We start from the raw sequence: 26,189 nt of genomic DNA on the forward strand, positions 1-26,189 counted from the left end.
TCCATGTCTACGATCTGTGTATCCACAATCTCAGCTGCAATCGTGCCTGATCACTTTGCAGGACCCTTTTCCGCCTTCGTTGCATCGACGAAGCGCTTCCTCAGCGACTTCCTTCAGGGCTTTCTTTTTTTGCAACGAGGCTGAGTAAAACGTCCCCGTACCGTCTTTCGCCAGTGCAAGACATCCATTTGTCTGTTTCAGAAGCACGTGGCAATTTCCGGCGGTCTTGCAACTATCCTGTATGGACTTCTCCAGGCTGGCTTCGTCGGGTTTGCCAAGAATCATCGAGAACGTCTGCGCCTGATCGTTCACGAGGAGGGCATTCCAGTTCTGCGGCGCTCTCCACTGTGGATTGAAGTCCGCAACAAGACCGGACGCCGGAAGCGGTACCTTGTTTACGTGCGCCTTACCCTCTCCCATATCGTCGACTTCGGTTTTCACCGCATCGGTAACACGCCATTGTTTTGTCGATGCGTCAAATGAAAAATTGTAGTCGGCGGAGGATGGGTAGTGACCTCCGTGAATCTGCTCGATATGGATATGTCTTGGCGTCAGCTTGATCAGATGGTCGTAGAACGGATCGTCCGAAAACTGGCCGCATACCGAACACGCAATGATGCGATCATTGCGTGCAACCTCCTTGAAGACACCGTCGACTTTACGCAGCACCAGCAAGGGACGCTGCCCGGAGGTGATATCCGGGTCGGATGCATTCTTCTTTTGCCGCTCCATAACTGCCACGGCATCCGAGCCATCGGTACTACCAGTCGCTTTGTAAAAGATCAGCTTGCTATCGGCAGGGACGAGTTCCCGCACTTCGGTAGGTACGTCCTGCGGCACAGTCGACTTCGAAGCATGAGACTCATCTCCATGCGCTGTCGTCGCTTCTTGCGCATGGACTGGAGCCAAAGCGAAGAGCGCCAAGGACAGGGCGCACAGAGAGAAGGTTGCGATCCGTTGCATATTCATCATTACCTACTTTCGATCCATTCGTTTTAGTTCGGGAGTTACTGAATTTGTTCCGAAAAACTGCATTGACTGAAGACGATATGACAAGCGTTGTTATCTCCACATTTCTGTAGTGCTTGTTGTTCCGCGTCTTTTGAGGAGATGCAGCTGCGTAACCTACTGCGCCACCATTTGTCTTTTGGGCAACCGCTGCACATTGGTTGTAGAACGAAGCTAAGATTTCGCAGTTCATTCCGCCGTTTGTCGAACAAATATCCCGGGCGACTCGGTTTGCTTCAGATTTGCTTGCCTGTCCTGTGATCGCGCCCGATCGTGCCATGGCAAGGTCCAGCGCAACGGCTCCCCAGCGATCTGCCCATACAGCGCGCAGTTGAGGTTGCTGTGGTGCTTGGCTTCCTTGGTAGTACAGCGAATTTTGTTGATCGGGTGGAATACATCCAGGATTACCTGCCGATGGCACACCTGGAGCGCACTGCGCCCAGGTCGTAGTTACGCAGAGACAAAGTCCTAGTGTTGCTATGAATTTCATCAATTTGTGCCTTATTCCGTGGCTTGAGCTATTGGACTCGTTCTGGGTAACTGCATTGGCTATATACAACCTTGCATTCCTTGAGTCCGCCGCAATCATCAAGGGCGCTTCGTTCAGCCTCATCCTTGCCCGCAGCGCTAGCAGCAAAGATCGTACCTCCCCCTAGATTTTGCGTCGCGGCTGCACATTGGTTGTGGAAAGCAAGCAATACTTTGCAGTCTTGACCGCCGTCTCTTTCACATAGATCCAGTGCAACCTGGTTGGCCTCTGATTTGCTCGTTCGGCCAGTGATTGTGCCGGCTCGTCCCGAGTTTGCATCCAATGCAATGGCACCCCAACGATCCGCCCACACAGCTCGGGGTTGTGGGGCTTGTTGTTGCGTAGAGTTTCCATTGTTATACGGAGAGTTAGGCTGATCGGGTGGGATGCATCCGGGATTGCCTGCCGACGGAATACCAGGTGCGCATTGCGACCATGCGATAGGAGCATAGAGAAGGCCGATGACGACAATCGAGTAGATGATTTTCATTGTTATCCTTCGTCGGGCCTGCCGTATTCTTTCGATCTCATAGTGTCAGAAGCGACGGTTGTGTTACCGCCCATGCCAAGCGAACCAACCATCGGCGTTCGGGTGGCTCCTGTGTTCGCGTGAGCACTTGAAGAGCTGACGGGCGGCGCTTCGCCCTGCGGTACCCTACCTTGCGCCAACGCCTGCTGATCGCGTGCACCAGCACCACGTGACCCGATGCTACCGAACGACGAGTACGAAGCGAACTGACCCAACGTACCCTGGAAGAACGCGGCGGCCATTGGCGGCGCCATGACGATCAGGGTCGACAGCAGCAGGCCGAGGCCGCCTTGCTGCAATGCCATGCTGTTGATGCCGTCGGTCGATCCGATCCCGATGTTTGGCAACGTAAGAAGGTACTTCACGGCGAATGCCGCGGTTACGGCAGCCATCATCTTCATGGCGATGCTTACCATCACGCTCAGTACGGCCAGCGAGAACACTGTGCCTATACCGTAGTAAAGCCATTTGCTGAATAGTTGTTTGGTCTGGTCGAACAGCAGGCACATGATGAAGATCGGGCCGAAGCCGACAAACAGGGCCAGCGCGATTTTGTTGAGCAGAAGCATCGAGCCGGCGATGACGCTGGGGCCCGCGATGCCGATCCCGGTGAACCAGCGGTCGCGATCCTTGGCATCCTGGGCCACCGAGTTGCCACCGACGTCGATGGAGTCGATAGTGGCCATGGCCGCTTCCATGCCGGCCAGGTTGGTGTCGATGGATTGAAAGGGGCTGGCATCCCCGCCGGTGACGTAGCTGGCGATGGCACTCGACATCCCGTCGCTCAATGTCCAGTAGACCGACGACGACGAATAGGCGGCTGTGGTCGCGACGAAGACAATCAGCGTGGCTCGCAGCGAATCGCCTACCAGCACCATCATGGGCTGGCGAGATTGCCCGGTGACGATACGAAAACCCTGGAACATGATCCAGACGGTAAGCACCACCACGGCAACGATACCGATGATCGTCGCCGACCCCGAGAGCAGCTTCCACTGAAGGATGTCGATCTCGTTGCGCAGGAAGTTGTTGATCGTCTGGAAGAAGACGAACTGGGTCGCGCCGTCGAGCGGACCGCTGGCCATCCCCAGTACCGACTTGCCCAAGAGACTTCCCATCAGGTCGACCATGACGCTGTTTTCCTTATCGAATGAAGCGACGCGCTATTCCCCTGCGTGATAAGCGATAGGGATATCGCTGGTGTTTCCACGTTTACGATTGCGATGTCACCAGCCATTGGATTTTCCGATGCCAAGCGTCTTCATGCCTTCCGGCGTTGAGCTCTGAACACCGCTAAGTGCGGTTGCCAGTGCGGCGCCGGTGGTCAGTCCGCTGATCGCCGAGCCGATGTCCACGCCTCCGATGCCCGGGATATTGATGCTGCCCAGGGAACTGGTGGTCTTGCCCGTCGCGGCGGCGTTGGCGGCGAGGGTCTGGGTGGCTCGCAGATAGCGCAGATTGGCCTCGTACGCATAGTTCACCGCCTGCATCTGCTGCTGGTCGAGGGCGATGAGGTTGTAGAGGGCGGTGAGCTTGTTGGTGTTGTTCTCCAGCTTGCCGTACTGGTTGGGATCGCCGCTGTTGATCTGCTCGCGCTCTTTCAGCAACGCACGCAGCATGTCGTCGCGGGTCTTGCTGGTGGCGTACACGGTCAGCATGTACTGGTATTGGGCATTTTCGATGTCGACGATTTTCTGGCAAGTTGCTTGTTGAGGCTTGGCGACGCTCTGGCAATGCACGCCGTCATCGAGTTTTGCGGTGTCAGCCGGCGCCGGGAGAGCCTGGCTGGGATCGCCCATTCGTACGCCCGGCTGATCCACACTGTAGTTATCGCCGATGATCAGCTTTCTGTTGATGCTGTCGAGGTTGGCGTTCATCGTCTGGTTGCCGCCGTTCGCCGTCGTACCGAGGACATTGTTCAGATCGTCGGTTCGGGTGCTGATGTGCGACGTATCGCTCTTGATCTCTCCAAGCGTGTCGTGGGTCGTTTGGTCCGTTACCTCCCATTGCGCATGTGCAGCCGGTGTGACGGTGCAAAGCAGTAATAGAGTAGCGACGGCGCCGAGCAGACGACGCGCGGATGCGCGTGCGGCGATACGGGTATTCGATAGTATTTTCATGGAATTCTCCATCCTTCAGGGCTGATGGGTCAGACCGCTGCCGAGCGGTTTGGCAGCGTGGAGTGGGTCGGTTTGGTGGGTTTAGTCTTGCCACTGCCCTTCCGGTTTTCGTAGAACGTGTTCAACCACTGATCCGGGCGCAGGTCGTCGGCGGAAACGCCTTCGGCTGCGGCGCGTTCGCGCAGTATGTCGTGCATGATTTCGATGTTGTCCGTCGAGGCGGAAATGACCGCCAGCGCATCGTCCATCCCGCGCAGATTCAACTGGCAGACCGACGAGGCATGGCCTTGCTTGACGAGGAAGCAGCGCGAGCGCTCGTCCAGACTGACAACGACCTGGTATTCCGCGTCTGTCAGCTTCAGACCGTCGATATAGTCCTCGCGGCTAGCATTCGGATTGGGCAGCAGGATCATGGTCGCGGTCTGTTCGATCAGTGCGGCCGAAATATCGCTGGCCAGCGCGTCCTCGGGACTCTGCGTGGCGAAGATGCCCATGCCGTTCTGTTTACGGATGGTCTTCTGCTTGTTTTTGGCAAACTCCTTGAGCCCACCCTTGCCGTCTAGAATCTTCCAGAACTCGTCCATCACATAGATCAGCGGACGGCCATCGATCAGGGCTTCAAGGCGGTGCAGCAGGTAGTTGATGACCGGCGCGCGCACTTCGGCGTTATCGATGATGTCGGTATAGTCGAAACCGATGATGTTGGCGCGGGTCAGGTCGACGGTGTCCTTGGGATTGTCGAAGACCCAGCCCAGCGAATTGCCGGCCGTCCATTTGCGCATGCGGATGAAGAGACCGTCGTCGCCGACGTTAGGCAAGCTCTTCTGGAAGTTGGTCATGTTGCGCAGGTGTATCGGCGTATCGAGAATATTCTCCACGGCGCGGAAGATGTCCTCTTCTTCGCGCGAGCTGTACACTGTCTTGCCCACCAGGACCTTGATCAGGTCGGCCAGGAACTGAACGTTGGTTTCGCTACGCTCGCACTGGAATGGATTGAAGCCGGTCGGCTGGCCGTTCTCCAGCGCGAGGTAATTGCCACCACAGGCACGCACGAAGATCTCGGCGCCGCGATCTTTGTCGAAGAAGAAAATCGTCGGCGACGGGGTCAGCTTCTGTACCTGGCTGAGCAGGAAATTGATCAGCGCGGTCTTACCCGTACCGGACTTGCCGATCACCATGGTGTTGGCGATGGCCTTTTCGCCCAGCGAATTTTCGGCGGGGTGGGTGGCGTGGAAGTTGAAGTAGTACGGCTGGCCGTTGGTCGTCTGCAACGTGGTAACGCAGTCGCCCCAGGGGTTGTTTTCTTTCTTGCCGGTAGCGAAGTTGTGCAGCGGCGACAGGCCAAGGAAGTTGAGCGAACTGACGTTCGCCGTGCGGGTACGATACTTCCAGTTCGCCGGAAACTGCGAATAGAACGCGGAGGTCACCGCCAGATCTTCCTTGACCGAGATGAAGCCGGCGTTGGACAGTTCCGCGCGCGTCGCGGCGATGTGCTGGGAAAGAAGCTCCTGACTGGACGAGTAAATCGCTATGCAGAAGTGGTATTCGCCGAGCACGAAGTTGCCTGAGGCCAGCTGGTCCATCGCCAGGTCCATCTCGATGATCTGGCTTACCGCCTTGTCGCCGGACGAAATCATCATGCCCTTGGTACGTTCCAGTACCCGCAGGGCATCCTGGCGTCCCATGGGGCTGAAAGAATGGGTAATGACGTATTCGAAGTCGAGGTACTTCAATCCGTTGAGGATGCCCGGGTAGGTACCTTCCGTGTATTCCTTGATATTCAGAATGGCGCCGAAATGATTCACGCCGGTAGGCGTCGTTAACACGAAATCGCCGGTTTTGGCGGAGAAACGCTGGCGGCTGACCGGCAGATAGGCGTGTACCGGCGCCTGTAGCACCGGGACTGGCTCATCGATGCGATTGAGCAGGTAGCCGAAGAACTCCAGGGCTTCGGAGAAGACGACGCCATTGGACGCTTCGTACATGCCGAGCCGGTACGGTGCGTAGTCCTTGAGCACGGCTTCGACGTTGCCGGCCAGTTCGAGAATCGTGGCGATCGCCTGGGTCTGCTCCGCTTCCAGCTGGCTGACGTCGGCCGATTTTTCGGCGAAACGCTTACCGCTGACGACCGGGCGATAGATCATCGTCAGGTAGAGTTCGTTCTGCATCAGCTTCTGGGTCGACAGCGCCTCGTAATACGCGTCGGACATGGTCTGATTGAATGCCTGCTTGAAACGACTGTTGTTCTTGACGCGGCGCCTGCGACGCACGTCATGAACCCAGAACGCGACGTTGACGAAGTCTGGCGCGCGCAGGGTTTGCAGCATACGGTTGAATGTATTGTGCCGGTGTTCGATATCCCATTCTTCACGGCCCACAAAGGGCAACCCGGCCAGTCGCCACACCAGCAGGAAATCGCCGCCGGTCGTCTTGATGACGGTCGGCGAGACGTGGGTGGATAGTGTGATGAACTCGGCGATGGACGCGTCTGGTGTGAACATGATTCTCGATACCGTATGGAGCTCAAGAAAGGCCCTGGCAGGTACTGCCAGGGCATCTAGCGAATTTACTGTTTCTTCTTCTGCGGATCGCGGTAACTGTTGGGCGTGAACACCCACATGCCGTCGTGCTCCTGCATGTTCCGCACACGTGTGCGGAACTGCAGGCGAAGGCCCAACAAGCGAAAAATCATCTCGTCGCGACGCGCCATCTGGCGCATCACGAAGATCACCGTCGGGATCAGCAACAGAAACCACATGTTGAAGTACATCGCCATCAGCAAGCCGCCGCCGGCACCCATGAAGAAGGGTACGTAAGGCACCCCCATGAACATGGGTGGACGGGTGCAGCCGCGAAATAGCGTGTTCTTATGCATAGTGCTGCAATACCTGCAACGCGGTGTGCATGGAATCCATCAGCATGGCGGTGGCGCCGCTGCTGGAGGTGCACTCGGAGGCTCCGCCATTGCCGCCGACCACCATCTTGGCGACCTGGGCCGCGGCACCGATCAGCACGCCACCGACGAGGGCGGGTGCGACATCGGCGATGCGCTTGTGCGCGAAGGCGATCTGGTAGCCGGAAAAGATGACTGCGATGGTCACAACGACGATCGATGCCGCATTCAGCAAGGAGTTGATGTTCTGGAAAAAGCCGCAGACCTTCTTCGACGTCTCGGCGACGTCCTGGCCAAACACGATACTCGGCATGAGTACCGCCGCGACCAGCGCAAAGAAAGCAATCTTGTTGAGTAGCGGAGTCTTGGGCTGAGCGATTGTGTTCGTGTAGGAGGGCAGGGCCATCTCTAGCTTTCCTTATATACGGTTCAAACGTTGTGCGGCTGTCGGCTGACGTCCGCGCGGAGAATGGCTGCGCGAAACGCAGCCAGGTTCACTACGGCACGTCCCGGTACAGGCCGGGACGGTGTTGCGGCCCGAGGGCCATTTCGACAGGCGTCGGAGCGCGCTGCCGAAGAGGGGGATGCGGGATAAGCGCGGCAACCGGACTTCGTCCGGCCGCCATGCAGGTACACCGCAAGAAAGATCAGAAAACGAAAGCGTCATCGCGCACTCCCATACGAAGGTCGGCCTGATCGCCCATCGGCAAAGACGGTGCGGGTATCGCTGCGGACTGTGCCGTGGGTGAGGGAGTCGTGGCTTCGGCTCCGGCGGGAGGCGATTCCGGTTCGCCCGGCCCCCGGACCTGGGGTATGAAAATGTCGGCGCCCGGCGCGCCAGCCACGATGGGCTGGTTGGCCGCGAGTTTGGGCGCGGCAGCGATAGCCTGGGCGATCTGCGTCACGGCCTGTCCCGCTACCGCGGTGACCGCTGCGGCATTCATCGGGACCACGGGTTGTTGCGCCACGGGAATACCGGTTTGTTGCGTGGGTATCAGGCTTTGTGCACCGTGCATGCCATCGATCGGCATGCCCGTCGCGGGATTGATCTGGTTCGGAACGTTCGACCCGATGGCGGTGGCCAGCGCTGGCGCGATCGCTGCCGACGCGGCGGCGTCGAGCACGCTGCGTATGGCGACGCGATACGCGGGACCGTCCGTCGTGACCGTGGTGACGCCCTTGACGCGGCCGCCGGGGTTGGCCGTTGCATTGACCACCTGCAGTGGAATGGCCGACGTGGAGTCCGGGGCCTGTTGTCCGATCGAGGCGTAAACCTTCTGGACATAGCCGTCCTGGAAACCGGTCGTGAAGTTGCCCGAGTAGTAGCAGCTGAACGACTTGCCCCAGTCGCCACCCGCACTGGCATAGCAGGCGGCAAGGATCTGCGATCCCGCGACGAGGTTCGGACACACCTGGAAAGCTTTCTCGTAGGAGTCGAGACCGAACTTGCCAAGGTTGGCGCGGTTGACCTGCGCTATGCCCAGCGAATAGTTGTAGCCCTTCTCGTCGAGCATGCGCACCGTCGCCATCGCCTCGCCGAGGTTCTGCGGCTGGCGTACCAGCTGCGCGCCAACGACGCCGATCGCAAACGGGTTGCGGCCGGACTCGACTTCGACGATGTGCTGCATCACCTCGGCCGGGACGGCAAGGTTCTGGCACGCTAGCATTTCCAATCCTGGTATCACCTTTACAACTCCTGCTTCCTGACCGACTCAGTCGATCGTTACCCTGCACTCGCGGCAAACGCTCGATTCGGGTTGAAATCAATGCCGGTGATGTAGCGGCGCCCGGCATGCGCCTTGATGTGCACGACGATGTCGATGGTCATCATCAGCAATCGTTTGATCGTGGAAAACTCCAGCCCGGAGCCTTCCGTGGAAGCCTTTACCATCAGCGCGAGCTGGTCCCAGGTCTGTTCGGTGCTGCCTGCGTGGCAGCTGGTGATCGAACCGGGATGACCCGACGCGCAGTTACGGATGAAGTAGAACGATTCGTCGCCGCGCAGCTCGGCCAGGATGATCCGGTCGGGCTTCATGCGAAGGCATGCCTCCATACAGCTCTTCGCGGTGACGTTGCTGGTGCTCTGGCCACCTTTCGAATAGAGCAGGTGGACCACGTTCGGTTGATCGATGAATAGTTCGCGTGCGTCTTCGATGGTGACCAGCCGTTCCTCGTCGGGAATGTGGTGCACCAGCGATTTCATGAAGGTGGTCTTGCCGCTGCCGGTGGCACCGGCGACGACGATGTTTTTCTTGCTCAGTACGGCTTTGCGGAAAAAGTCGGCGTAACGTCGTTCCGCGCGCAGTTCGAGCAGTTCGCGATCGTGATCGCTGATGGCGTTCACGTCCTCCAGAATCTGATCGAAAAAGCCGTCGTCCTGATACTGGGCCAGGGTTTTGGTGTGCTTCGATGGCAGGCGGATGGTGATCGAGACATGACCCGCCTCGCAGGCCGGCGGTACCACGAACTGCGCGCGCTGGCCGGTGGGGAAGGTCAGCGACACCACCGGATCCATATCCGTGATGCGCTGGCCGGTGTTGCTCTCGTTGACCACGGCCGTGCAGAACTGGCGCGCACGTTCGAAGGTCAGCGAAGGCACTTCCACGCGGCGCCAGCTACCCTGACTTTCCAGGTACAGCTCGCCCGGCTTGTTGATGCAGATTTCGGTAACGTCGGGCGACGCCATGAAGTCCCGGACACCCAGTACTTCGTACTGGTAATCCAGGAATTCATTTGGAACCGAGGCTACGGTGGCGTCGCTCATCGACTATGGCGTCCGCATCAGTAACGCGCGACCACGGCGCTGAAGTCCACGTCTTTAGCGACGTAGACAGCCAGCACGGTGCCCTGGTTGATCGTTACCGTTGCCGGCCGGTTCGCGGCGCGTTGCACGGCCTGGTTTGCAAGCATCTGCATGGTCTGGGCGGTGTTGCTTTCGAACGGGGTTTGCGTGACCACGCCGTTGCTGATGGTTGTGCTCTTCGGGCCGTGTTCGGCCGCCTCGTACTTGAAGGCATCGCTGAGCATGCTGATCAGCAGGGCGGCACCGATACGGCTACCCCAGTGCGCGTTGTAGTAGCCCGGATGACCGGCACCGCCGAGCGTGTCCACGCCGGGACTGGACATGTTCACGTCGATGCCGGTGGGCGTCACGATGCGATCCCAGATCACCGCGACGCGGGGGCCGTTCGGCTCCGATTCGTACTTGCCCAGTATTTCCGAGCCCTTGGGCAGCAGTAGCCGCTTGCCGGTGAACGAGTACACGGGTTCGGTGACGATGCACGAGGTGAAACCCGGGATGTCGGTGATGATGCGGGTTTTCAGCACGCAGCGGATGAAGGTGCCGCGCAACATCAGAGTGTCCGGATGCGTGAGCGGTTCGGCGCTGGATACCTCGGCCAGTGGTTTTTGCGAATACGCGCTATTGGGCGGCACGCCGCCACCAGGCATCCCGGGCATGCCCGGCATACCTGCGAGCATCTGCCCATAGCCCTGCGGTGCGCCCGTGGTGGCGTACTGGCCGCCACCGACGGCCTGCGCCGCGGCCTCGCCAGTCATCATGCGGCGCTCGACCAGCGACGGTCCGCGTTGTTCCTGCGGCACATATTGTCGTGTCTGTGCCGCGGTGGGCAGCGGCGGGGGAGGTGCAAGCGGAATGGCCTGCGGCAGCTGCGGCACCTGACGGGTCGGCGGCGGGAGGGCGGTGGGAGCGTCCGGAATCGTCACCGTCTCCTCGCGCGGTTTCTGCGGCGCTTCTGTTCGTGCGCCGGTACCTCTCAGCATCCAGAAGGCGGCCAGAAGGAGCAGCACGACGATGCCGGCCAGGAAGCCGAGCGCCCGCCGGTTCATGCGACGCAGATCGTTCGAAGACGCCAGTTGCGGCGCTCCCGCGTCGAGGTCTGGCGCGGCGGTCTGACGCTGCTGAGCGGAATAGGGATTGCCGGCTAGCGGATCGTGGTGATCGGCATGACCTTCGTTCGGCGGTATCTGGCCGTTTACGGCGTCGTCGTCCGGATGATGAGGCGTATTCGGGCTCACTTTTTTGTATTCCTTCGCAGACCCACGACGTTGCTGTCGTGCCGAATGACCAGATAGGGATACGTGCCGTGGACAACGATCGTGTTGCCCTCGACGGTCGTATTCACCACCGAATCCTCTCCATGCTCGCGCTCGCGCATGTACACCGTCGGGAAGTTCCCGGTCGGGAACTGCTTGAGGTCACTCATCTTGATATAGGTGAACTGCCCGTCGTCGTACACATTGACCGGCACGAGCCATGGCGCGGTCTTGCGGCGCATGGCGTAGTCGTAATTGAAGTTGTAGTCGCGGCCTTTGACCAGCGCGGTGTTGAGCTCCGGCACCTGCGACACTTTCTTGGATTCGCTGACGAAGCTGGTGTCGGCGGGATAGGTGAAGGCAATCTTGTATTGCACGCCCGCACGCCGCGCCTGCTCCAGTGTCTTCCAGTCGGTGGCGACCACCTTCAGTTCGAAGATGTAGGAGTGGGTCGCCGTGCGAATCATCATGTTCGTATCGACGTCGACGTTCTTGGGCTTCACGTAGAACACGTTGTCGCGTCGCGTGAGGTCCCAGCCGCTGCTGAAGCCAGTGCTGTAGTCGAGGATTTTCTCGTTCGGACTGAGTTCGATCTGCGTGGTGATGCCCAGGCCTGCGCGCACCTGGTAGATGCGGTCGGGCTGGTATTCGTAAGGCTGCACGGCTTGCGCGCTGGCGTTATGCACCATGCCTGTCGCGGCAAGGCACAGGGTGCAGAGCAGGGTGAGTTTGCTCGATCGGTTCATCAACGGCGCCCTCCATTGGCGGTGCCTCTCGGAGCGGGAGCGGGTGCTGCGGCAGGAGGCTGAGCGGCAGTATTTGCCGGGACGGCAACCGCCGGGTAGGAACCTTCGGCCGGAACCGGCGACGGCGGGATACCCATCGCCTGCGGTGCTTCGGGCGCGACGGGGTTCGCTGCGGGAGCGTCGGCGGATGGCGCGGTGCCATCGGCCGGGTCCGCGGCGGCGGGAACTTCTTCCGGCGGCGACTCGCCATAGTCGCTGTCGACGCGATAATCGGTCACCTGGAAGCCGAGCGGATTCTCGACGCGGTACTGATCGTCCATTTTCAGATTCGGTTTGTACGCGAACTCCATCGTCGCGATCTTGCTGTCCAGCGGCGTGCTGAGGCCCGTCTGCTTGTTGTACACAGTGCGCTGGAAGCGAACCGTCGCACCCTTGGGCGTCGTGCCCTGGCCGCCGCCGATGAGCACGATGCTCAGTATCTTCACGCGGATCGCCTTGTCCCTGCCGTAGGTTTTGTAGGGACTGTTCGGATTGGCCTGGGCATGCAGGCTGGTGTAACCCGCGGCGACGTTGGGCGAGGCCATCGTCAGCACCGTTGCCCAGTCGCGCAGGTTGATCATTGCCACGTCGTACGACTCGCGCGCGAGTACAAAATGGGTGATGTTGCTGCGATTGATGGCTTCGCTGGCGGATATGCGGCGATTGACGACATCGTCCGTGAGGCGCGCTACCGAGCTGACACCGTTATAGGCATCGGCCATCACGATATACGGCACTTTTTCCTTCAGCGGCAACATATAGAAATAGCCACCGGCAAGGATCAGCGACATCACGATCGCGCCAAACGCGACTATCCACGCGCGGCGTTCGCTGCGTCTGGCAAGATCGGCAACGGTCAGTTCGAAATTGACCGATTTGTTGACCGCGCCGTCGATATTCGGGGTTGATTTCTTCTTGAGCATCAGCGAATGCCCGCCTCGATCGTCACAGCGCTTTTCCTTGTACTGTTCATTTGGTGTCCGGGGTGGCGGCGGTTTTCACGTCGTCGGACGCCGGCTTACCGGCGGTCGCGACGGGTACGATCGCACTTGCCTGTTCCACGCGGATTTCGCGACCGACGGCCGTGACGGAAACGCCCTGGGTCGCATAAATCGAACTCAGTTCGGTCGCTGCATCCTGGATATCTGTTGTATGAATTTCCGACGCGCGCTTATAAAGCGTGAAGTCCGACTGGAGTCGATATGACAACGTCATTCCCGAGTCGCTGGCCCAGCGCGTGAGCATGGTTTTCAGGGTGCCGTCCATGGGTGACGCATAGAACGAATACGCCACGGACAACGGAATTTCGGACGGTGTGTCCTGGAAGCGATTGACCGGCTTCCACGAGCCGCCGTAATCCTTGGCCGGCGGCGTACCGCAGCCGGCCAATGCGAGCGTCGTCAACAGCACAGTGCCCGTCAGGGCCTGATTCATGAAGGATCTTTTCACATTATGCCCGTAAGTCAATGAATAAAATGAATAAGCTCAGTTATTTTTGGCAGCCGGATTTATCGGGCAGGCGCGTCGAAACGGGCGTGCCTTTGTATTCGGTTTAGTCAATGCGCACGAAAATTCGCCGCTGTTCCGAAGAGCAGCGATCTGGCGGTGGCGTAACACAAGGGAATCGGCATATTGCCGTTTGTAGCGCCCTTTCTCGCCGCGCATGCAGTGGACCGACACGGCCACGCAAAGTGCAAGCTTTCCATTCCATTCAGACTTCCTGTCCGGGCAAGCGCGTTGCCCGTGAGATCTACACGTCATAAAGGAGACGCCATCGGGACTAAAAGCCGGTGTCGTCGACACCGTTCTTTCGGATATCTCAATGGATCGCCCTTATCCCCTATTCCCCTGGCCCAATGCGTTGACTGTCGGGCAGGCCCTAACTCTTGAGTAGGCTTACGGGTTGAAAAATAACGTATCAACTTCGAATTGCCTAGTGCACAAGACGAATCATTTCGTGAGAGGCGTCACAGAATAAAGATGTGAAGTATGTAACCCGAATGTCTCATTGATGTGTGTTAGCGATTACGTTAATTCCTAGGAATTATTGTCACGAAATAAGTACGTGAATAATGTAAGCGGCTTCTATTAAAAGATTAAGGTTATGACTTGTCTGATCGATGACTTCGGTCGCAAACAACATCTATACATATGTATATGTAACAGCATCCTTCAGCGGCTTGTTTCACGAGGAGCGTTACCTGGCAAAAGCTTCTCGGGTCATCCGGTCAAGTCTTGGCGTACCGGGTGCGAGGGAGTAGAACGGGACGCTTTCGTCCGTTCCTTTCCCCCTCAATGAAACGCGGAGACCCGCATGGAGCATGCATCCATTCCCACCGATGCCGAACTCGTCGCCCTGGCGGCGGAGGTTGCGGCCGCGGCGCAGCGGCAGCGCGTGATGGTGGCAACGGCAGAATCCTGTACCGGCGGCTGGATCGCCAAGACGCTTACCGACCTTGCCGGTAGTTCCGCATGGTTCGAGGCGGGCGTCGTTACCTATAGCTATAGCGCGAAAGAGGCGCTACTGGGCGTCAACCCGCGCACGCTGGAGAGTACGGGTGCGGTCAGTGAGCAGACGGTGCTCGAAATGGTTTCCGGCGCGCTGGCCCGTTACGGCGCCGGTATCGCGGTGGCCGTCACCGGTATCGCCGGGCCATCCGGCGGTACGCCGGACAAACCCGTGGGTACCGTGTGGATCGGCTGGAAGCGGCGCGGGGGCTATGCTCACGCTCGCCTTTATCACTTCGACGGCGATCGCGAAGCGGTGCGCCGACAGACTGTGGCCGCGGCTCTGGCTGGAATGAGCAGGGAACTCGGCGACTGATCCGGGTGGCCTTGACGCCTGTGGCAAACTGATCGCCTGGCGGATCGCAGTCCCTGAGACGGTGGCCGGGCAAGATACCTACCTACACTACGAAATCGGAAGAACCACGATGGACGACAATAAGCGCAAGGCGCTCGCAAGTGCTCTCGGCCAGATCGAAAAGCAGTTCGGCAAGGGCGCCGTCATGCGTCTTGGCGACCGCGTCGACGATACGATTGATACCGTCTCCACGGGCTCGCTGGGCCTCGACATCGCTCTCGGCATCGGTGGTCTTCCGCGCGGTCGCGTGGTCGAAATCTACGGTCCGGAGTCCTCGGGTAAAACGACGCTCACCCTGCAGGTCATCGCTTCGTGCCAGCGCGCCGGTGGCACCGCCGCGTTCGTCGACGCCGAGCACGCGCTCGATCCTTCCTATGCCGAAAAGCTCGGCGTCAATGTGGCCGATCTCCTCGTCAGCCAGCCGGACACCGGCGAGCAGGCGCTCGAAATCGCCGACATGCTCGTGCGTTCGGGTGCCGTCGACGTCGTGGTGGTCGACTCGGTGGCCGCGCTGACGCCGAAGGCTGAAATCGAGGGCGAGATGGGCGACTCCCACGTCGGCCTGCACGCCCGCCTGATGAGCCAGGCCCTGCGCAAGCTCACGGCCAACATCAAGAAGTCGAACTGTCTGGTGATCTTCATCAACCAGATCCGCATGAAGATCGGCGTGATGTTCGGTAGCCCCGAAACCACCACGGGCGGTAACGCGCTGAAGTTCTACGCCTCGGTGCGTCTGGACATCCGCCGCATCGGCGCGGTGAAGAGGGGTGACGAGGTCATCGGCTCGGAAACCCGCGTCAAAGTGGTCAAGAACAAGGTGGCGCCGCCGTTCCGTCAGGCCGAGTTCGAAATCCTCTACGGCGAAGGCACCTCCCGCGAGGGCGAGATCATCGAGCTTGGCGTGCGCGAGAACCTGATCGACAAGTCCGGTGCCTGGTATAGCTACAAGGGTGATCGCATCGGCCAGGGCAAGGAAAACGTCCGCCAGTTCCTGCGCGAAAATCCGCATATCACCAACGAAGTCGATGCCGAGCTGCGCGCGCGACTGCTGGTCAAGGCCGGCCCTAAGACGGCCGAGACCGAGGCGGACGAACTGGAAGAAGTCTGAGTCGCATGCGCGGCGCTGAACGCGACATCGTCATGGCCGCCTCGCAACGAGGCGGCGCATGAGGCGCCGTAGCGATTCGGGCAAGGAAGGCGAGGCGCCGAAGGCCGATAAGAAGCCCAAGGCGCCTCGCAGTGCTTTCGACAAGGCCCTGGGTCTTCTCGCACGACGCGAACACTCGCAGCGCGAGCTTCGCCAGAAACTCAATCGCGGTGGCTTTGCCCGCGACGAATCCACGGCGGCGGTCGAGCGGCTGGGCGATCTGGGGTATCAGGACGACAGCCGGTTCGCCGAGGTGCTGGTTCGCAGCCGGATCGGGCAGGGTTATGGTCCGGCGCGCATTCGGGCCGAGCTGAAAAGCCAGGGCATCGCGGATGCCGCTATCCGGGAGCTGCTGGAAGCGGCGGACGTCGACTGGCGCGAGCTGGCCTCCTCGCAACTGCGCCGTCGCTATGGCGGACCTTCGGCCGACCCGGCCGAGCGCGCCCGCAGGGCGCAATTCCTCTTGCGCCGAGGCTTCGCCGCCGCCACAGTACGAGGTCTTACCCACGCCGATGTGGACGATACCGACGACGATTGAAGGCCTTGCGCCCTCGTCAAGGGCTGTGGTGTCGTTCCAGGGGTGGCTGACTTTCGCAGCTTTGACGCCACGATCCCATGAAAACCGCCGAAATCCGTTCGACCTTCCTCGATTACTTCCGCTCCAAGGACCACACCATCGTGCCGTCGGCATCGTTGGTGCCCTCGAACGATCCGACGCTGCTGTTCACGAACTCGGGCATGGTCCCGTTCAAGAACGTATTCCTCGGTAGCGAAAAGCCGGGCTACGTCCGTGCGGCCGACGTGCAGCGCTGCCTGCGTGCCGGCGGCAAGCACAACGATCTGGACGCGGTCGGTTACACCGCGCGTCACCACACGTTTTTCGAAATGCTGGGCAACTGGTCGTTCGGCGACTATTTCAAGCGCGACGCCATCCGTTATGCCTGGCAGTTGCTCACCGAGGTTTACAAGCTCCCGGCCGAGCGTCTGTGGGTCACGGTGTATCACACCGACGACGAGGCCTACGACATCTGGAACAAGGAAGTCGGCGTGAGCGCCGATCGCATCGTGCGCATCGGCGACAACAAGGGTGCGCCCTTTGCGTCGGACAATTTCTGGCAGATGGCCGATACCGGTCCCTGCGGTCCCTGTACCGAGATTTTCTACGACCATGGCGCGGATGTCGCGGGTGGTCCTCCGGGTTCGCCCGACGAGGACGGCGACCGCTACATAGAAATCTGGAACCTCGTGTTCATGCAGTTCGACCGCGCTCCGGACGGCACGCTGACGCCGCTGCCGGCGCCGTGTGTCGACACGGGCATGGGTCTGGAGCGTCTTGCGGCCGTGCTTCAGCACGTCCATTCCAATTACGAAATCGACCTGTTCGCGCATCTGATTGCGGAAGCCTCGAAGCTCACGGGCATGGCGGATATCGCGAATAAGTCGCTGCGTGTCATCGCCGACCATGTGCGTGCTTGCTCGTTCCTGATCGTCGATGGCGTGTTGCCGTCCAACGAAGGTCGCGGCTATGTACTCCGCCGCATCATCCGTCGCGCGCTTCGCCATGGCTGGATGCTTGGCGTGCGCGGCGATTTCTTCTGGAAAATGGTCGCTCCGCTGGTCGAGGAAATGGGCGATGCCTATCCCGATCTGGCGAAGAAGCAGGGCTTCGTCGAGCAGGCGCTGAAGGCCGAGGAAGAGCGCTTTGGCGAGACGTTGGAAAACGGCATGCGCGTGTTCGACGACGTGGCCGCCAAGGCCGGGCAGATCATTCCGGGCGCTGACGCTTTCCGCCTGTACGACACGTATGGCTTCCCGGTCGATCTCACCGCCGACATCGCCCGCGAACGCGGCATGACGGTCGATATGGAAGGCTTCGAACGCGCCATGGGCGAGCAGCGCGCCCGTGCGCGCGCCGCGAGCCATTTCGAGACGAAGGGGCAGTTGCCCGCCGAAGTCGCCAGTGCCCTTGCGCCGACCACGTTCACCGGTTATGACGCACTGGATCTGGCGGATGCCGAAGTCGTCGCGATTGTGCGCGCCGGCAAGCAGATCGATACGCTGGCCGATGGCGAGGACGCCATCGTCCTGCTGGACCGTACGCCGTTCTACGCCGAGTCCGGCGGCCAGGTGGGCGACACCGGCCTGCTGCGCAATACGAATGGCGGCTTTGCGGTGGAAGATACGCACAAGCTGGGTGGCGTGTTCTTCGGCCATTTCGGCCGCTGGCAGGGTTCGGCTCCGTTGCGCAAGGGCGACCGGATCGCCGCGTCCGTCGATGCGTTGCAGCGTCAGGCAACCGTGCTCAACCATTCCGCGACGCATCTGCTGCACGCCGCGCTGCGCAAACTGCTGGGCGAGCATGTCTCGCAGAAGGGTTCGCTGGTCGCTCCCGAGCGCCTGCGTTTCGACTTCTCGCACTTCAAGGCGGTAACGCACGAAGAACTGCGTCAGGTCGAGCGCATGGTGAACGACGAAGTCCGTCGCAACGCCGCTGCCGAAGTGCATAACATGGGCTACGACGAGGCGATCGACTTCGGTGCTATCGCACTCTTTGGCGAAAAGTACGGCGCCGAAGTGCGTGTGCTTCGCATGGGCGATTTTTCCACGGAGCTATGTGGCGGCACGCATGTTTCGCGCACGGGCGACATCGGCCTGTTCAAGATCGTCGGCGAGTCGGGCGTAGCGGCCGGTGTGCGCCGTATCGAGGCGGTCACGGGCACGGGCGCCATGGACTATGTCGCGGACGAAGAACGTCGTCTTGGCGAGCTGTCGGGGCTGCTCTCGTCGTCTGGCGACGATGCGGTCGAGAAGCTGCGCCAGGTTTTCGATCGTCAGAAAAAGCTGGAGCGCGAACTGGAGTCGTTCAAGGCCCGGGCCGCCAGTTCCGCATCGGCCGATCTTGCCGCGGGTGCGGCCGATGTCGGCGGCATCCGCGTGGTCGCCGCGCGCCTGGAAGGTATGGATGCGAAGTCGCTGCGCGACAGCGTGGACGTCCTCAAGCAGCAGCTGGGCGATTGCGTCGTGATCCTGGCCGGTGCCGCCGAGGGGCGCGTGTCGCTCGTGGCCGGTGTCAACGGATCGGTCCTCGGTCGCGTTAAGGCGGGCGACCTGGTCGCCCACGTCGCCGCGCAGATCGACGGCAAGGGCGGCGGTCGTCCGGACATGGCCCAGGGTGGCGGCAACGATACCCCGGTCCTGGCCTCGATCCTCGCCTCGATCCCCGACTGGGTGAAGGCGCGTCTTTCGTAACCGAATCGGGCGATAGCAAGGCGTAGCGCTCGTCGGTCGTGCCAGGAACCTTTCCTTTTGCGTACTGACGCGTTGCGCCACCTGCTTTCGCTCGGCTAGTATCAGCCGAATGTCGGACGTTTCCTTAAGATCGATTAGATCGGCAGGTCGCTGGTAAGTAGTTCAAAAATGAGCCGGGGAAGGCACTCGGCCTTCGATGGACGAGATGTCGATCCACCAACGTCCGCACTCGGGGTGACGTCCGTTGGGTGGGAAGCCAATACCTGATTTATGGAGTATCAATCATGCTGATTCTGACCCGCCGGGTCGGTGAAACCCTGATGATCGGCGACGAGGTGACCGTCACGGTGCTGGGCGTCAAGGGTAATCAGGTGCGCATCGGTATCAACGCGCCTAAGAACGTTGCCGTGCATCGCGAAGAAATCTACCAGCGCATCAAGAACGAGAACGATCCGTCCGAGCCGCCGGGCGACCACCACGAAGATCAATAAGGCTTTACGATCGGAGCCTGTGCAAGTATCCTTGCCGGCTCATCGCGGTTGATTGCGAAAAAATACGGAGAGATGCCCGAGAGGCCGAAGGGGCTCCCCTGCTAAGGGAGTATAGGGTCAAAAGCCTTATCGAGGGTTCGAATCCCTCTCTCTCCGCCAGTTTACGAAGACGCCCCTTATGGGGCGTTTTCGTTTGTGCGCGAAGCACGTTTCCAGCCGCGAATTTTCGACGTGGATTTTATGGGTGGGACAGCCAGCGGCGCGGCCCGTCGCCTTCCGTTGCGAGTACGTCGCCCGGATTCGCCAGTCGGCAGCGTTGCAGCGACAGGCACCCGCAGCCGATGCATTCGGTCAGTTGATGGCGCAGCAGGTTCAGCTGTTCGATGCGAAGGTCCAGTTCCTCGCGCCACACGGCGGACATGCGCGCCCATTCGGCGCGCGTCGGAGTGCGTTCGTCCGGCAGTGTCGCGAAAGCGCGTTTTACGGCTTCCAACGGAATGCCGACGCGCTGTGCGACGCGGATAACCGCCAGCCGGCGCAGTACGTCGCGCGCATACCGCCGTTGATTGCCGGCGGTGCGCAGGCTGCGGATCAATCCTTTCTTTTCGTAGAAATGCAGTGCCGATATCGCGACACCGCTGCGACTTGCCGCTTCGCCCACGCTCAATTCCTGCATGGCTTGACCTGAAGTTTGGTTGAGGTTGCATGCTGCATGCCTCGACGCATCGCTGCAACCCGCCGTGGCGCCGTCACCGATTCCAAGGGACAATGCATGAACGTGAGTACTTCAGATTCCATACTTTCCCCGTTGCAGGACGCCGCGCCGACCGATTCCGTGCTTTCGCCGCGCTATCGCGCCGCCACGCTGGGCATGGTCGCGTTGATCTCGCTGATTGCGTTCGAGGCATTGGCCGTCACCACCGCGATGCCGACCGTGGCGCGCGAGCTGGACGGCCTGAAGCTGTACGCGCTGGCTTTCGGCGGCACGCTGGCGACGAGCGTCATCGGTATGACGCTGGCCGGGCGCTGGGCGGACACGCATGGTCCTTCGCTTCCGCTATGGAGCGGGCTTTCCTGCTTCGTCGCCGGTCTGCTGCTGGCGGGGCTGGCGCAGAACATGTCGACACTTCTTCTCGGCCGCCTCGTGCAGGGTCTTGGGGCTGGCGGTATGTCGGTGGCGTTGTACGTCATCGTCGGGCGGCTTTACCCCGAATCGCTGCGCCCCCGCATTTTTGCCGCCTTCTCGGCGGGCTGGGTGGTGCCGTCGATGATCGGGCCGGCTCTCAGCGGTTTGATCGTCGAGCACGTGGGCTGGCGCTGGGTGTTTCTCGCCGTGCCGGTACTCGCCGTGCCGGCCGCCGCCATCCTGCGCCCCGCCATGCGGGCCATGCCGGCGGTACAGGCGGCGCGCCAATCGTCCCTTCGCCCCGTTCTGCTGGCGTTCGGCGCGGCAGTGGGGGTTTGCCTTGTCTTCGTAGCCGGACAGCAGCATGGACTGGTGGCGGCGGCCATCCTCGTGCCGGCTGTGGCGCTGCTCGGTTTCTGTGCGAAGGGGATGCTTCCCGCCGGCACGCTGCGCGCCGCGCGCGGGCTGCCCAGTGTCATCGTGCTGCGCGGGCTGGCCGCGTCGGCGTTCTTTGGCTGCGAGGCATTCCTGCCGTTGCTGCTCTCCCGTGAGCATGGTCTGTCGCCGCTCTGGTCGGGCATGGCGCTGAGTGCCGGTGCGCTGGGCTGGTTCTCCGGGTCGTGGTACCAGGGGCATTACGCGACGATGTCGCGCCAGAGCCTGTTGAACCTAGGTACCGCGGCGCTCGCCATCGGCATTGCCACGACGGCGACGGCGGCATGGCCGTCGGTTCCCGTCTTCGTTTCGGTCGCCGGCTGGGGTTTGACGGGGCTCGGTATGGGGCTGCTATATGCCAGCCTTTCGGTCCTGATGCTGTCGCTGTCGCCGCCGGAAGAGCAGGGCGTGAACAGTTCCGCGCTGCAGCTTTGCGAATCCCTGACCGTCGCCACGACGCTGGCCGTCGGCGGTTCGCTGTTTGCCGCCTTCCTCGCGTGGTCGCCGACGGTGGCCTTCCTGTCGAACTTCATGCTGGCCGGCGCACTGGCGCTGCTGGGTAACGTGGTAGCGCGGCGTACGCACGCACCGTGAGATCGATCGGGCGGCGTGGCGTTTTCAGGTAGCGCACAAACAAGAACGCCGGCTCAAGGCCGGCGTTTTCGTAACGAATTGAAGCATTCGTTGGTCGGGGAGACAGGATTCGAACCTGCGACTTCTACGTCCCGAACGTAGCGCTCTACCAGGCTGAGCTACACCCCGACGGCGAGCCGCGTATGTTAGTGACCCCGCGCCGGATTGGCAACAGGTCGGGCGCCTCTTTTTACGTCGGTGGGCGCAAGGCCATGGGGCGCCTATCTGTTAGGCTATACGGCTGCCGCGTTCGCGGCATTCCGACGCCTGTCCAGAGGATTCCATGGCACTCACCCCGGCCCGCACCATGCCCGGTGTTCTCGAGCTTCTTCCGCTCGATCAGATCGCTTTCCAGCGCATGCTCGACACCATCCGTCGCAACTACGAGCGTTTCGGCTTCCTGCCGATCGAAACGCCGGTGATCGAATACAGCGACGTCCTGCTGACCAAGACCGGCGGCGAAACCGAGCGTCAGGTGTATTTCGTCCAGTCGACGGGCGCGCTTGGCGCCGCGGACAAGGGCGACAAGCCGGAGCTGGCGCTGCGTTTCGATCTGACGGTGCCGCTGGCGCGTTATGTCGCCGAGCACGAACACGATCTCAGCTTCCCGTTCCGCCGCTACCAGATGCAGCGTGTGTATCGCGGCGAGCGCGCACAGCGCGGCCGCTTCCGCGAGTTCTATCAATGCGACATCGACGTTATCGGCAAGGATTCCCTCTCGGTACGCTACGACGCCGAAATTCCGGCGGTGATCTACAGCGTCTTCCGCGAACTCGACGTCGGCGCGTTCACCATCCAGCTCAATAACCGCAAACTGATGCGCGGCTATTTCGAAAGCCTGGGCGTGGCAGATGCCGAGCAGCAGACGCTGGTACTGCGCGAAGTCGACAAGCTCGACAAGCGTGGTCCCGGCTACGTACGCGAAACGCTGACCGGCGAAAACTTCGGTCTGTCCGGCGACGTTGCCGATCGTATTCTCGCTTTCGTGCAGGTGCGTTCGGCCACGGTCGCCGACGCGTTCGAAAAGCTCGATGCCCTCGGCGCCGGTTCGGAACAGTTCGAGCAGGGGCGTGCGGAACTGAAGGAAGTGCTCGGTCTGATCCGCGATTTCGGCGTGCCCGAAACGCATTTCGCACTGAACCTTTCGATCGCTCGCGGCCTCGATTACTACACGGGCACTGTGTACGAAACCACGCTGAACGATCACCAGGGCATAGGCTCGGTGTGTTCGGGCGGCCGCTACGAAAACCTCGCCGGTCAATACACCAAGTCGCATCTCCCGGGCGTGGGCATCTCGATCGGCCTGACGCGTCTTTACTGGCAGCTGCGCGACGCCGGCCTCATCGATACCGCGCAAAGCACGGTCGACGTGCTGGTGACGCAGATGGATGCGGCACAGATTCCGACGTATCTCGCTGTCGCTACCGAGCTGCGTAACGCGGGCATCGCCACGGAAGTGGTGATGGACGGCGGCAAGCTCGGCAAGCAGTTCAAATATGCCGATCGTGCGGGCATCCGTTTCGCCATCGTCATCGGCGAGGACGAGATCGCGAAGGGTGTCGTGACGGTCAAGGATCTTCGTCGCGAGGATCAGTTCGAAGTCGCCCGCGACGCGCTGGTGAAAACCCTGCGCGTGGAACTGGCGCAGGCCGAAGTGGGGCGCTGACGCGCCCCGGCTTCACCGTCTTCCATCCCTCCATCGTCTTCCCCGGCATCCCCATGACCCAAGAAAGCATTCTTCTCGACGGCCGCAGCCTGACCCGCGCGCAAGTCGTTACCATCGCGCGCCACGGTGCATCCATTCGCCTGGACGAGACGCAGCTTCTGAAGGTGAAGCGCGCCGCCGACTTCCTGGCCGAGAAGGTCAGTTGCGGCGAACCGATCTATGGCGTCACCACCGGTTTCGGCAGCAACGCCGACAAGCTTCTTGGTGCGCATCGCGTGCGCGACGAGCTGCCGGGCGGCAATCCGGAGAAGCGCGAAGGCACGTTGCTGGAAGAGCTCCAGCACAACCTCATCATCACGCATGCCGTTTGCGTCGGTAAGCCGTTCTCCGTCGATGTCGTGCGCGCCATGTTGGCCATTCGCGTCAACACGCTGATGCGCGGACATTCGGGCATCCGTGTCGAAACGCTGCGCGCACTCGCCGAACTGCTCAATCGCGACGTCATTCCGGTCATTCCCGAAAAGGGTTCTGTCGGTGCCAGCGGCGATCTTGCGCCGCTGTCGCATCTGGCCATCGTGCTGCTGGGCGGCGGTGAAGCCTTCTATGCCGGCGAACGCATCTCCGGCGCCGAAGCGCTGCGCAGGGCGGGGCTCGAGCCCGTGCGTCTGTCCTTCAAGGAAGGCCTTGCGCTCAACAACGGCACCACGCAGATGCTCGCCACCGGCGTGCTCGCGCTTGCCACGCTGGAAACGCTGATCAAGACCGCCGATCTGGCCGCCGCCATGACGCTGGACGCATTCGCGGGACGCACGCGCGCTTACGCGCCGGAAGTCCACGCGTTGCGTCCGCATCCGGGGCAGGTCGACACGGCCGCGCGTCTGCTCGCCCTTCTGAATGGTTCGACGCTTGCGGATATCGCCTACCACCTGGTGCCGCGTTTCCGTCCGTGGCTGGCCGATTCGTGGGCCGATCCCGCCGATCAGGCCAATCGCTTCGACATCGGCTGGGACTATGTGCCCGCTACCCAGCGTCACGGTAAGGAGGCGTTCTATGCACGCTTCCTTCCGTTCAAGGGTGGCAAGAAGCACCAGCCGCAGGATGCTTATTGCCTTCGCTGCGCGCCGCAGGTGCACGGCGCCGTGCGCGATGCGTGGATGCAGGCCTGTCGCGTGTTCGACATCGAACTGAATGCCGTCACGGACAATCCGCTCGTGTTCCCCGATGCGGAGAACGCACAGGTCATCGAGGACCAGGTGATTTCCGCCGGCCACTTCCACGGTATGCCGCTGGCGCTGGCCATGAGCTACGTGAAGGCGGCCATTCCGGTACTGGCGTCGATCTCGGAGCGGCGCACGGCCAAGCTCGTCGATCCGGCGAACAACGACGGTCTGCCGGCGTTCCTCATCGGTAACGAAGACGCTACCGATTCCGGTTTCATGATCGTGCAGTACACGGCCGCCGCGCTCGTCAACGACCTGGCCACGCGTGCGCATCCGGCGTCGGTGTATTCGGTGCCGACCAGCGCCAACGCGGAAGATCATGTGTCGATGGGGGCGAACGAGGCGCGTCACGTGCTGGAAATGACCGAAGATCTCGGTCATGTGCTGGCGATGGAGATCTATACGGCCGCGCAGGCGCTCGAGTACCGTCAGGACATGCTCAACGCGGCGCGCTCGCTCGCCGCGCGCGGCGACTGGCAGGCGATCGCCGGCAAAATCTCCGGCGCACCGCGGCAGGACTCGCCGCATTACCCTCAGTTCGAAACGGAAGTGAAGGCGTTGATGGCCGCGCTTGCCGAGGCGGGCGATTTCCACGCCGGTCAGCCGGTTCGCGAGGCTCTCGCCGCGCTGCGCGCCCATATCTCGTTCATGCAGCGCGACCGTGCGATGGATGGCGACGTGCGGCTTGTCTGCGAGCTGGTGGCATCGGGGCAGCTGGTGGCCGGTCAGTCGCTCTGACTGGCGGCCTTCGTTCCCTTCTCGCCCAGAGGCGAGTAGGGATCCTCGAGTGCCAGCGCACTCATATTGCCGAGGTAGTGATATAGCTGGGCGTCGTTGACGAGGCCCAGTTTCACCATGGCCATGCGCTTCTGCCGGCTGATGGTCTTGAAGCTGCGTCGCATCGTGGCGGCAATCTCGTTGAGCGACATGCCCGTGGCGAAGACGCGCATAACCTCGACCTCCCGGCGCGACAGCCGGTCGAACAGGTTTTCGCTGGCATTCGCGCAATCCGCTTCCTGAAACAGGCGGCGCACGCTCGGGCTGAGATAGGTTCGTCCCACGCTGGCCGAATGAATGGCGACGGGCAGGTCGCGCATGCTGGAGCGTTTGTCGAAGACCGCCCCCACGCCCAGATCCAGCAGCGTTCTCAGTACCGCGGGATTGGTCAGCATCGTCAGTACGACGACGCCCATGGCCGGCCAGGCCCTGCGTAGCCGCCGGATCATGGCCAGGCCGTCGTTTTCGACGCCGCCGGGCATCGACAGGTCGGTCACCACGACCGAGCAGGGCGCCGTCGCCAGCAAGGCGAAGAGCGAGTCCGGATCGTGGGCGGTGCCCAGGACGTCGAACGCATGCGCGGCAAGAGCGGCTTCTACGCCGGCGACCACGATCGGGTGGTCGTCGGCGACGATTACGGTGGTCGACATGAGACATATCTC

General features: G+C 61.3%; 24 protein-coding genes and 2 tRNA genes. 9 read left to right on the plus strand and 17 right to left on the minus strand.

Features of this window, described 5'->3' with window-relative positions:
- Positions 1-30: 30 nt before the first annotated feature.
- From AC3IR3_RS07170 to AC3IR3_RS07235, 14 genes are all read right to left on the minus strand, one after another.
- Complete coding sequence (locus AC3IR3_RS07170) at positions 31-972, minus strand: DUF4189 domain-containing protein (RefSeq protein ID WP_489196248.1); 942 nt, start codon at positions 970-972, stop codon at positions 31-33.
- The gene (locus AC3IR3_RS07175; protein WP_489196249.1) at positions 863-1,621 is read right to left on the minus strand and encodes a DUF4189 domain-containing protein; all 759 of its coding nucleotides are present in this window, start codon (positions 1,619-1,621) and stop codon (positions 863-865) included. Before AC3IR3_RS07175 ends, AC3IR3_RS07170 begins: the two co-directional genes overlap by 110 nt.
- A complete protein-coding gene (locus tag AC3IR3_RS07180; protein WP_489196250.1) occupies positions 1,527-2,027 on the minus strand; it encodes a DUF4189 domain-containing protein in 501 nt (166 codons plus the stop codon). Before AC3IR3_RS07180 ends, AC3IR3_RS07175 begins: the two co-directional genes overlap by 95 nt.
- 2 nt (positions 2,028-2,029) lie before the next feature.
- Positions 2,030-3,196, minus strand: a complete 1,167-nt coding sequence (locus AC3IR3_RS07185; RefSeq protein WP_489196251.1) for a TrbL/VirB6 family protein — start codon at positions 3,194-3,196, stop codon at positions 2,030-2,032.
- A gap of 96 nt (positions 3,197-3,292) precedes the next feature.
- Positions 3,293-4,186, minus strand: coding sequence for a hypothetical protein (locus AC3IR3_RS07190; RefSeq protein ID WP_489196252.1), 894 nt, complete (start codon positions 4,184-4,186; stop codon positions 3,293-3,295).
- 29 nt (positions 4,187-4,215) lie between these two features.
- Entirely contained in the window at positions 4,216-6,687 is a 2,472-nt protein-coding gene (locus AC3IR3_RS07195) for a VirB4 family type IV secretion/conjugal transfer ATPase (protein ID WP_489196253.1), read from the minus strand.
- Positions 6,688-6,752: 65 nt separating this feature from the next.
- Entirely contained in the window at positions 6,753-7,061 is a 309-nt protein-coding gene (locus tag AC3IR3_RS07200; protein WP_489196254.1) for a VirB3 family type IV secretion system protein, read from the minus strand.
- Positions 7,054-7,485 (minus strand): TrbC/VirB2 family protein, encoded by a 432-nt coding sequence (locus AC3IR3_RS07205; RefSeq protein WP_489196255.1) that lies wholly within the window; start codon positions 7,483-7,485, stop codon positions 7,054-7,056. Before AC3IR3_RS07205 ends, AC3IR3_RS07200 begins: the two co-directional genes overlap by 8 nt.
- 241 nt (positions 7,486-7,726) lie before the next feature.
- Entirely contained in the window at positions 7,727-8,764 is a 1,038-nt protein-coding gene (locus AC3IR3_RS07210) for a lytic transglycosylase domain-containing protein (protein WP_489196256.1), read from the minus strand.
- A gap of 38 nt (positions 8,765-8,802) precedes the next feature.
- The gene (virB11, locus tag AC3IR3_RS07215; RefSeq protein WP_489196257.1) at positions 8,803-9,843 is read right to left on the minus strand and encodes a P-type DNA transfer ATPase VirB11; all 1,041 of its coding nucleotides are present in this window, start codon (positions 9,841-9,843) and stop codon (positions 8,803-8,805) included.
- A gap of 17 nt (positions 9,844-9,860) precedes the next feature.
- The gene (locus AC3IR3_RS07220; RefSeq protein ID WP_489196258.1) at positions 9,861-11,117 is read right to left on the minus strand and encodes a TrbI/VirB10 family protein; all 1,257 of its coding nucleotides are present in this window, start codon (positions 11,115-11,117) and stop codon (positions 9,861-9,863) included.
- Entirely contained in the window at positions 11,114-11,881 is a 768-nt protein-coding gene (locus AC3IR3_RS07225) for a TrbG/VirB9 family P-type conjugative transfer protein (RefSeq protein WP_489196259.1), read from the minus strand. The genes AC3IR3_RS07220 and AC3IR3_RS07225 overlap by 4 nt, the downstream gene beginning before the upstream one ends.
- Positions 11,881-12,843 (minus strand): VirB8 family type IV secretion system protein, encoded by a 963-nt coding sequence (locus AC3IR3_RS07230; protein WP_489196260.1) that lies wholly within the window; start codon positions 12,841-12,843, stop codon positions 11,881-11,883. Before AC3IR3_RS07230 ends, AC3IR3_RS07225 begins: the two co-directional genes overlap by 1 nt.
- Positions 12,844-12,889: 46 nt before the next feature.
- Positions 12,890-13,354, minus strand: a complete 465-nt coding sequence (locus tag AC3IR3_RS07235; protein WP_489196261.1) for a hypothetical protein — start codon at positions 13,352-13,354, stop codon at positions 12,890-12,892.
- 880 nt (positions 13,355-14,234) lie between these two features.
- Between AC3IR3_RS07235 and AC3IR3_RS07240 the strand changes: the two genes are divergently transcribed.
- The 6 genes from AC3IR3_RS07240 to AC3IR3_RS07265 all read left to right on the plus strand — a co-directional run bounded on the left by AC3IR3_RS07240 (position 14,235) and on the right by AC3IR3_RS07265 (position 19,829).
- Positions 14,235-14,744, plus strand: coding sequence for a CinA family protein (locus tag AC3IR3_RS07240; protein ID WP_132141315.1), 510 nt, complete (start codon positions 14,235-14,237; stop codon positions 14,742-14,744).
- A 109-nt stretch (positions 14,745-14,853) separates the two neighbouring features.
- The gene (gene recA, locus AC3IR3_RS07245; RefSeq protein WP_132141316.1) at positions 14,854-15,891 is read left to right on the plus strand and encodes a recombinase RecA; all 1,038 of its coding nucleotides are present in this window, start codon (positions 14,854-14,856) and stop codon (positions 15,889-15,891) included.
- Between the two features lie 58 nt (positions 15,892-15,949).
- Complete coding sequence (locus AC3IR3_RS07250; protein ID WP_489196262.1) at positions 15,950-16,468, plus strand: regulatory protein RecX; 519 nt, start codon at positions 15,950-15,952, stop codon at positions 16,466-16,468.
- Between the two features lie 77 nt (positions 16,469-16,545).
- Positions 16,546-19,179, plus strand: coding sequence for an alanine--tRNA ligase (gene alaS, locus AC3IR3_RS07255; RefSeq protein WP_489196263.1), 2,634 nt, complete (start codon positions 16,546-16,548; stop codon positions 19,177-19,179).
- 284 nt (positions 19,180-19,463) lie between these two features.
- On the plus strand, positions 19,464-19,670 hold the full coding sequence (gene csrA / locus AC3IR3_RS07260) for a carbon storage regulator CsrA (RefSeq protein ID WP_132141319.1): 207 nt from the start codon (positions 19,464-19,466) through the stop codon (positions 19,668-19,670).
- Between the two features lie 66 nt (positions 19,671-19,736).
- Positions 19,737-19,829: transfer RNA gene (locus tag AC3IR3_RS07265), tRNA-Ser, on the plus strand.
- 79 nt (positions 19,830-19,908) lie between these two features.
- On the opposite strand, the gene soxR is transcribed toward AC3IR3_RS07265, so the two are convergent.
- Positions 19,909-20,346 (minus strand): redox-sensitive transcriptional activator SoxR, encoded by a 438-nt coding sequence (soxR, locus tag AC3IR3_RS07270; protein WP_489196264.1) that lies wholly within the window; start codon positions 20,344-20,346, stop codon positions 19,909-19,911.
- 102 nt (positions 20,347-20,448) lie between these two features.
- Between soxR and AC3IR3_RS07275 the strand changes: the two genes are divergently transcribed.
- A complete protein-coding gene (locus AC3IR3_RS07275; protein ID WP_489196265.1) occupies positions 20,449-21,825 on the plus strand; it encodes an MFS transporter in 1,377 nt (458 codons plus the stop codon).
- Between the two features lie 91 nt (positions 21,826-21,916).
- Here AC3IR3_RS07275 and AC3IR3_RS07280 read toward each other — a convergent pair.
- A tRNA-Pro gene (locus AC3IR3_RS07280) sits at positions 21,917-21,993 on the minus strand.
- 154 nt (positions 21,994-22,147) lie between these two features.
- On the opposite strand from AC3IR3_RS07280, the gene hisS reads away from it, so the two are divergent.
- A complete protein-coding gene (gene hisS, locus AC3IR3_RS07285) occupies positions 22,148-23,530 on the plus strand; it encodes a histidine--tRNA ligase (RefSeq protein ID WP_489196266.1) in 1,383 nt (460 codons plus the stop codon).
- 53 nt (positions 23,531-23,583) lie between these two features.
- Positions 23,584-25,488, plus strand: a complete 1,905-nt coding sequence (locus AC3IR3_RS07290; protein WP_489196267.1) for an HAL/PAL/TAL family ammonia-lyase — start codon at positions 23,584-23,586, stop codon at positions 25,486-25,488.
- Here the strand turns inward: AC3IR3_RS07290 and AC3IR3_RS07295 are convergent.
- Entirely contained in the window at positions 25,476-26,177 is a 702-nt protein-coding gene (locus tag AC3IR3_RS07295; protein ID WP_489196268.1) for a response regulator, read from the minus strand. The two genes, AC3IR3_RS07290 and AC3IR3_RS07295, sit on opposite strands and share 13 nt — an antisense overlap.
- Positions 26,178-26,189: the final 12 nt, after the last annotated feature.

This window comes from Luteibacter sp. GL_149 (genome assembly GCF_057834065.1).

Coding starts and splice junctions, on each gene's coding strand:
- AC3IR3_RS07170 (WP_489196248.1), bottom strand. CDS start 972: ATGATGAATATGCAACGGATCGCAACCTTCTCTCTGTGCGCCCTGTCC.
- AC3IR3_RS07175 (WP_489196249.1), bottom strand. CDS start 1,621: ATGAGGCTGAACGAAGCGCCCTTGATGATTGCGGCGGACTCAAGGAAT.
- AC3IR3_RS07180 (WP_489196250.1), bottom strand. CDS start 2,027: ATGAAAATCATCTACTCGATTGTCGTCATCGGCCTTCTCTATGCTCCT.
- AC3IR3_RS07185 (WP_489196251.1), bottom strand. CDS start 3,196: ATGGTCGACCTGATGGGAAGTCTCTTGGGCAAGTCGGTACTGGGGATG.
- AC3IR3_RS07190 (WP_489196252.1), bottom strand. CDS start 4,186: ATGAAAATACTATCGAATACCCGTATCGCCGCACGCGCATCCGCGCGT.
- AC3IR3_RS07195 (WP_489196253.1), bottom strand. CDS start 6,687: ATGTTCACACCAGACGCGTCCATCGCCGAGTTCATCACACTATCCACC.
- AC3IR3_RS07200 (WP_489196254.1), bottom strand. CDS start 7,061: ATGCATAAGAACACGCTATTTCGCGGCTGCACCCGTCCACCCATGTTC.
- AC3IR3_RS07205 (WP_489196255.1), bottom strand. CDS start 7,485: ATGGCCCTGCCCTCCTACACGAACACAATCGCTCAGCCCAAGACTCCG.
- virB11 (WP_489196257.1), bottom strand. CDS start 9,843: ATGAGCGACGCCACCGTAGCCTCGGTTCCAAATGAATTCCTGGATTAC.
- AC3IR3_RS07225 (WP_489196259.1), bottom strand. CDS start 11,881: ATGAACCGATCGAGCAAACTCACCCTGCTCTGCACCCTGTGCCTTGCC.
- AC3IR3_RS07230 (WP_489196260.1), bottom strand. CDS start 12,843: ATGCTCAAGAAGAAATCAACCCCGAATATCGACGGCGCGGTCAACAAA.
- AC3IR3_RS07235 (WP_489196261.1), bottom strand. CDS start 13,354: ATGAATCAGGCCCTGACGGGCACTGTGCTGTTGACGACGCTCGCATTG.
- AC3IR3_RS07240 (WP_132141315.1), top strand. CDS start 14,235: ATGGAGCATGCATCCATTCCCACCGATGCCGAACTCGTCGCCCTGGCG.
- recA (WP_132141316.1), top strand. CDS start 14,854: ATGGACGACAATAAGCGCAAGGCGCTCGCAAGTGCTCTCGGCCAGATC.
- AC3IR3_RS07250 (WP_489196262.1), top strand. CDS start 15,950: ATGAGGCGCCGTAGCGATTCGGGCAAGGAAGGCGAGGCGCCGAAGGCC.
- alaS (WP_489196263.1), top strand. CDS start 16,546: ATGAAAACCGCCGAAATCCGTTCGACCTTCCTCGATTACTTCCGCTCC.
- csrA (WP_132141319.1), top strand. CDS start 19,464: ATGCTGATTCTGACCCGCCGGGTCGGTGAAACCCTGATGATCGGCGAC.
- soxR (WP_489196264.1), bottom strand. CDS start 20,346: ATGCAGGAATTGAGCGTGGGCGAAGCGGCAAGTCGCAGCGGTGTCGCG.
- hisS (WP_489196266.1), top strand. CDS start 22,148: ATGGCACTCACCCCGGCCCGCACCATGCCCGGTGTTCTCGAGCTTCTT.
- AC3IR3_RS07290 (WP_489196267.1), top strand. CDS start 23,584: ATGACCCAAGAAAGCATTCTTCTCGACGGCCGCAGCCTGACCCGCGCG.
- AC3IR3_RS07295 (WP_489196268.1), bottom strand. CDS start 26,177: ATGTCGACCACCGTAATCGTCGCCGACGACCACCCGATCGTGGTCGCC.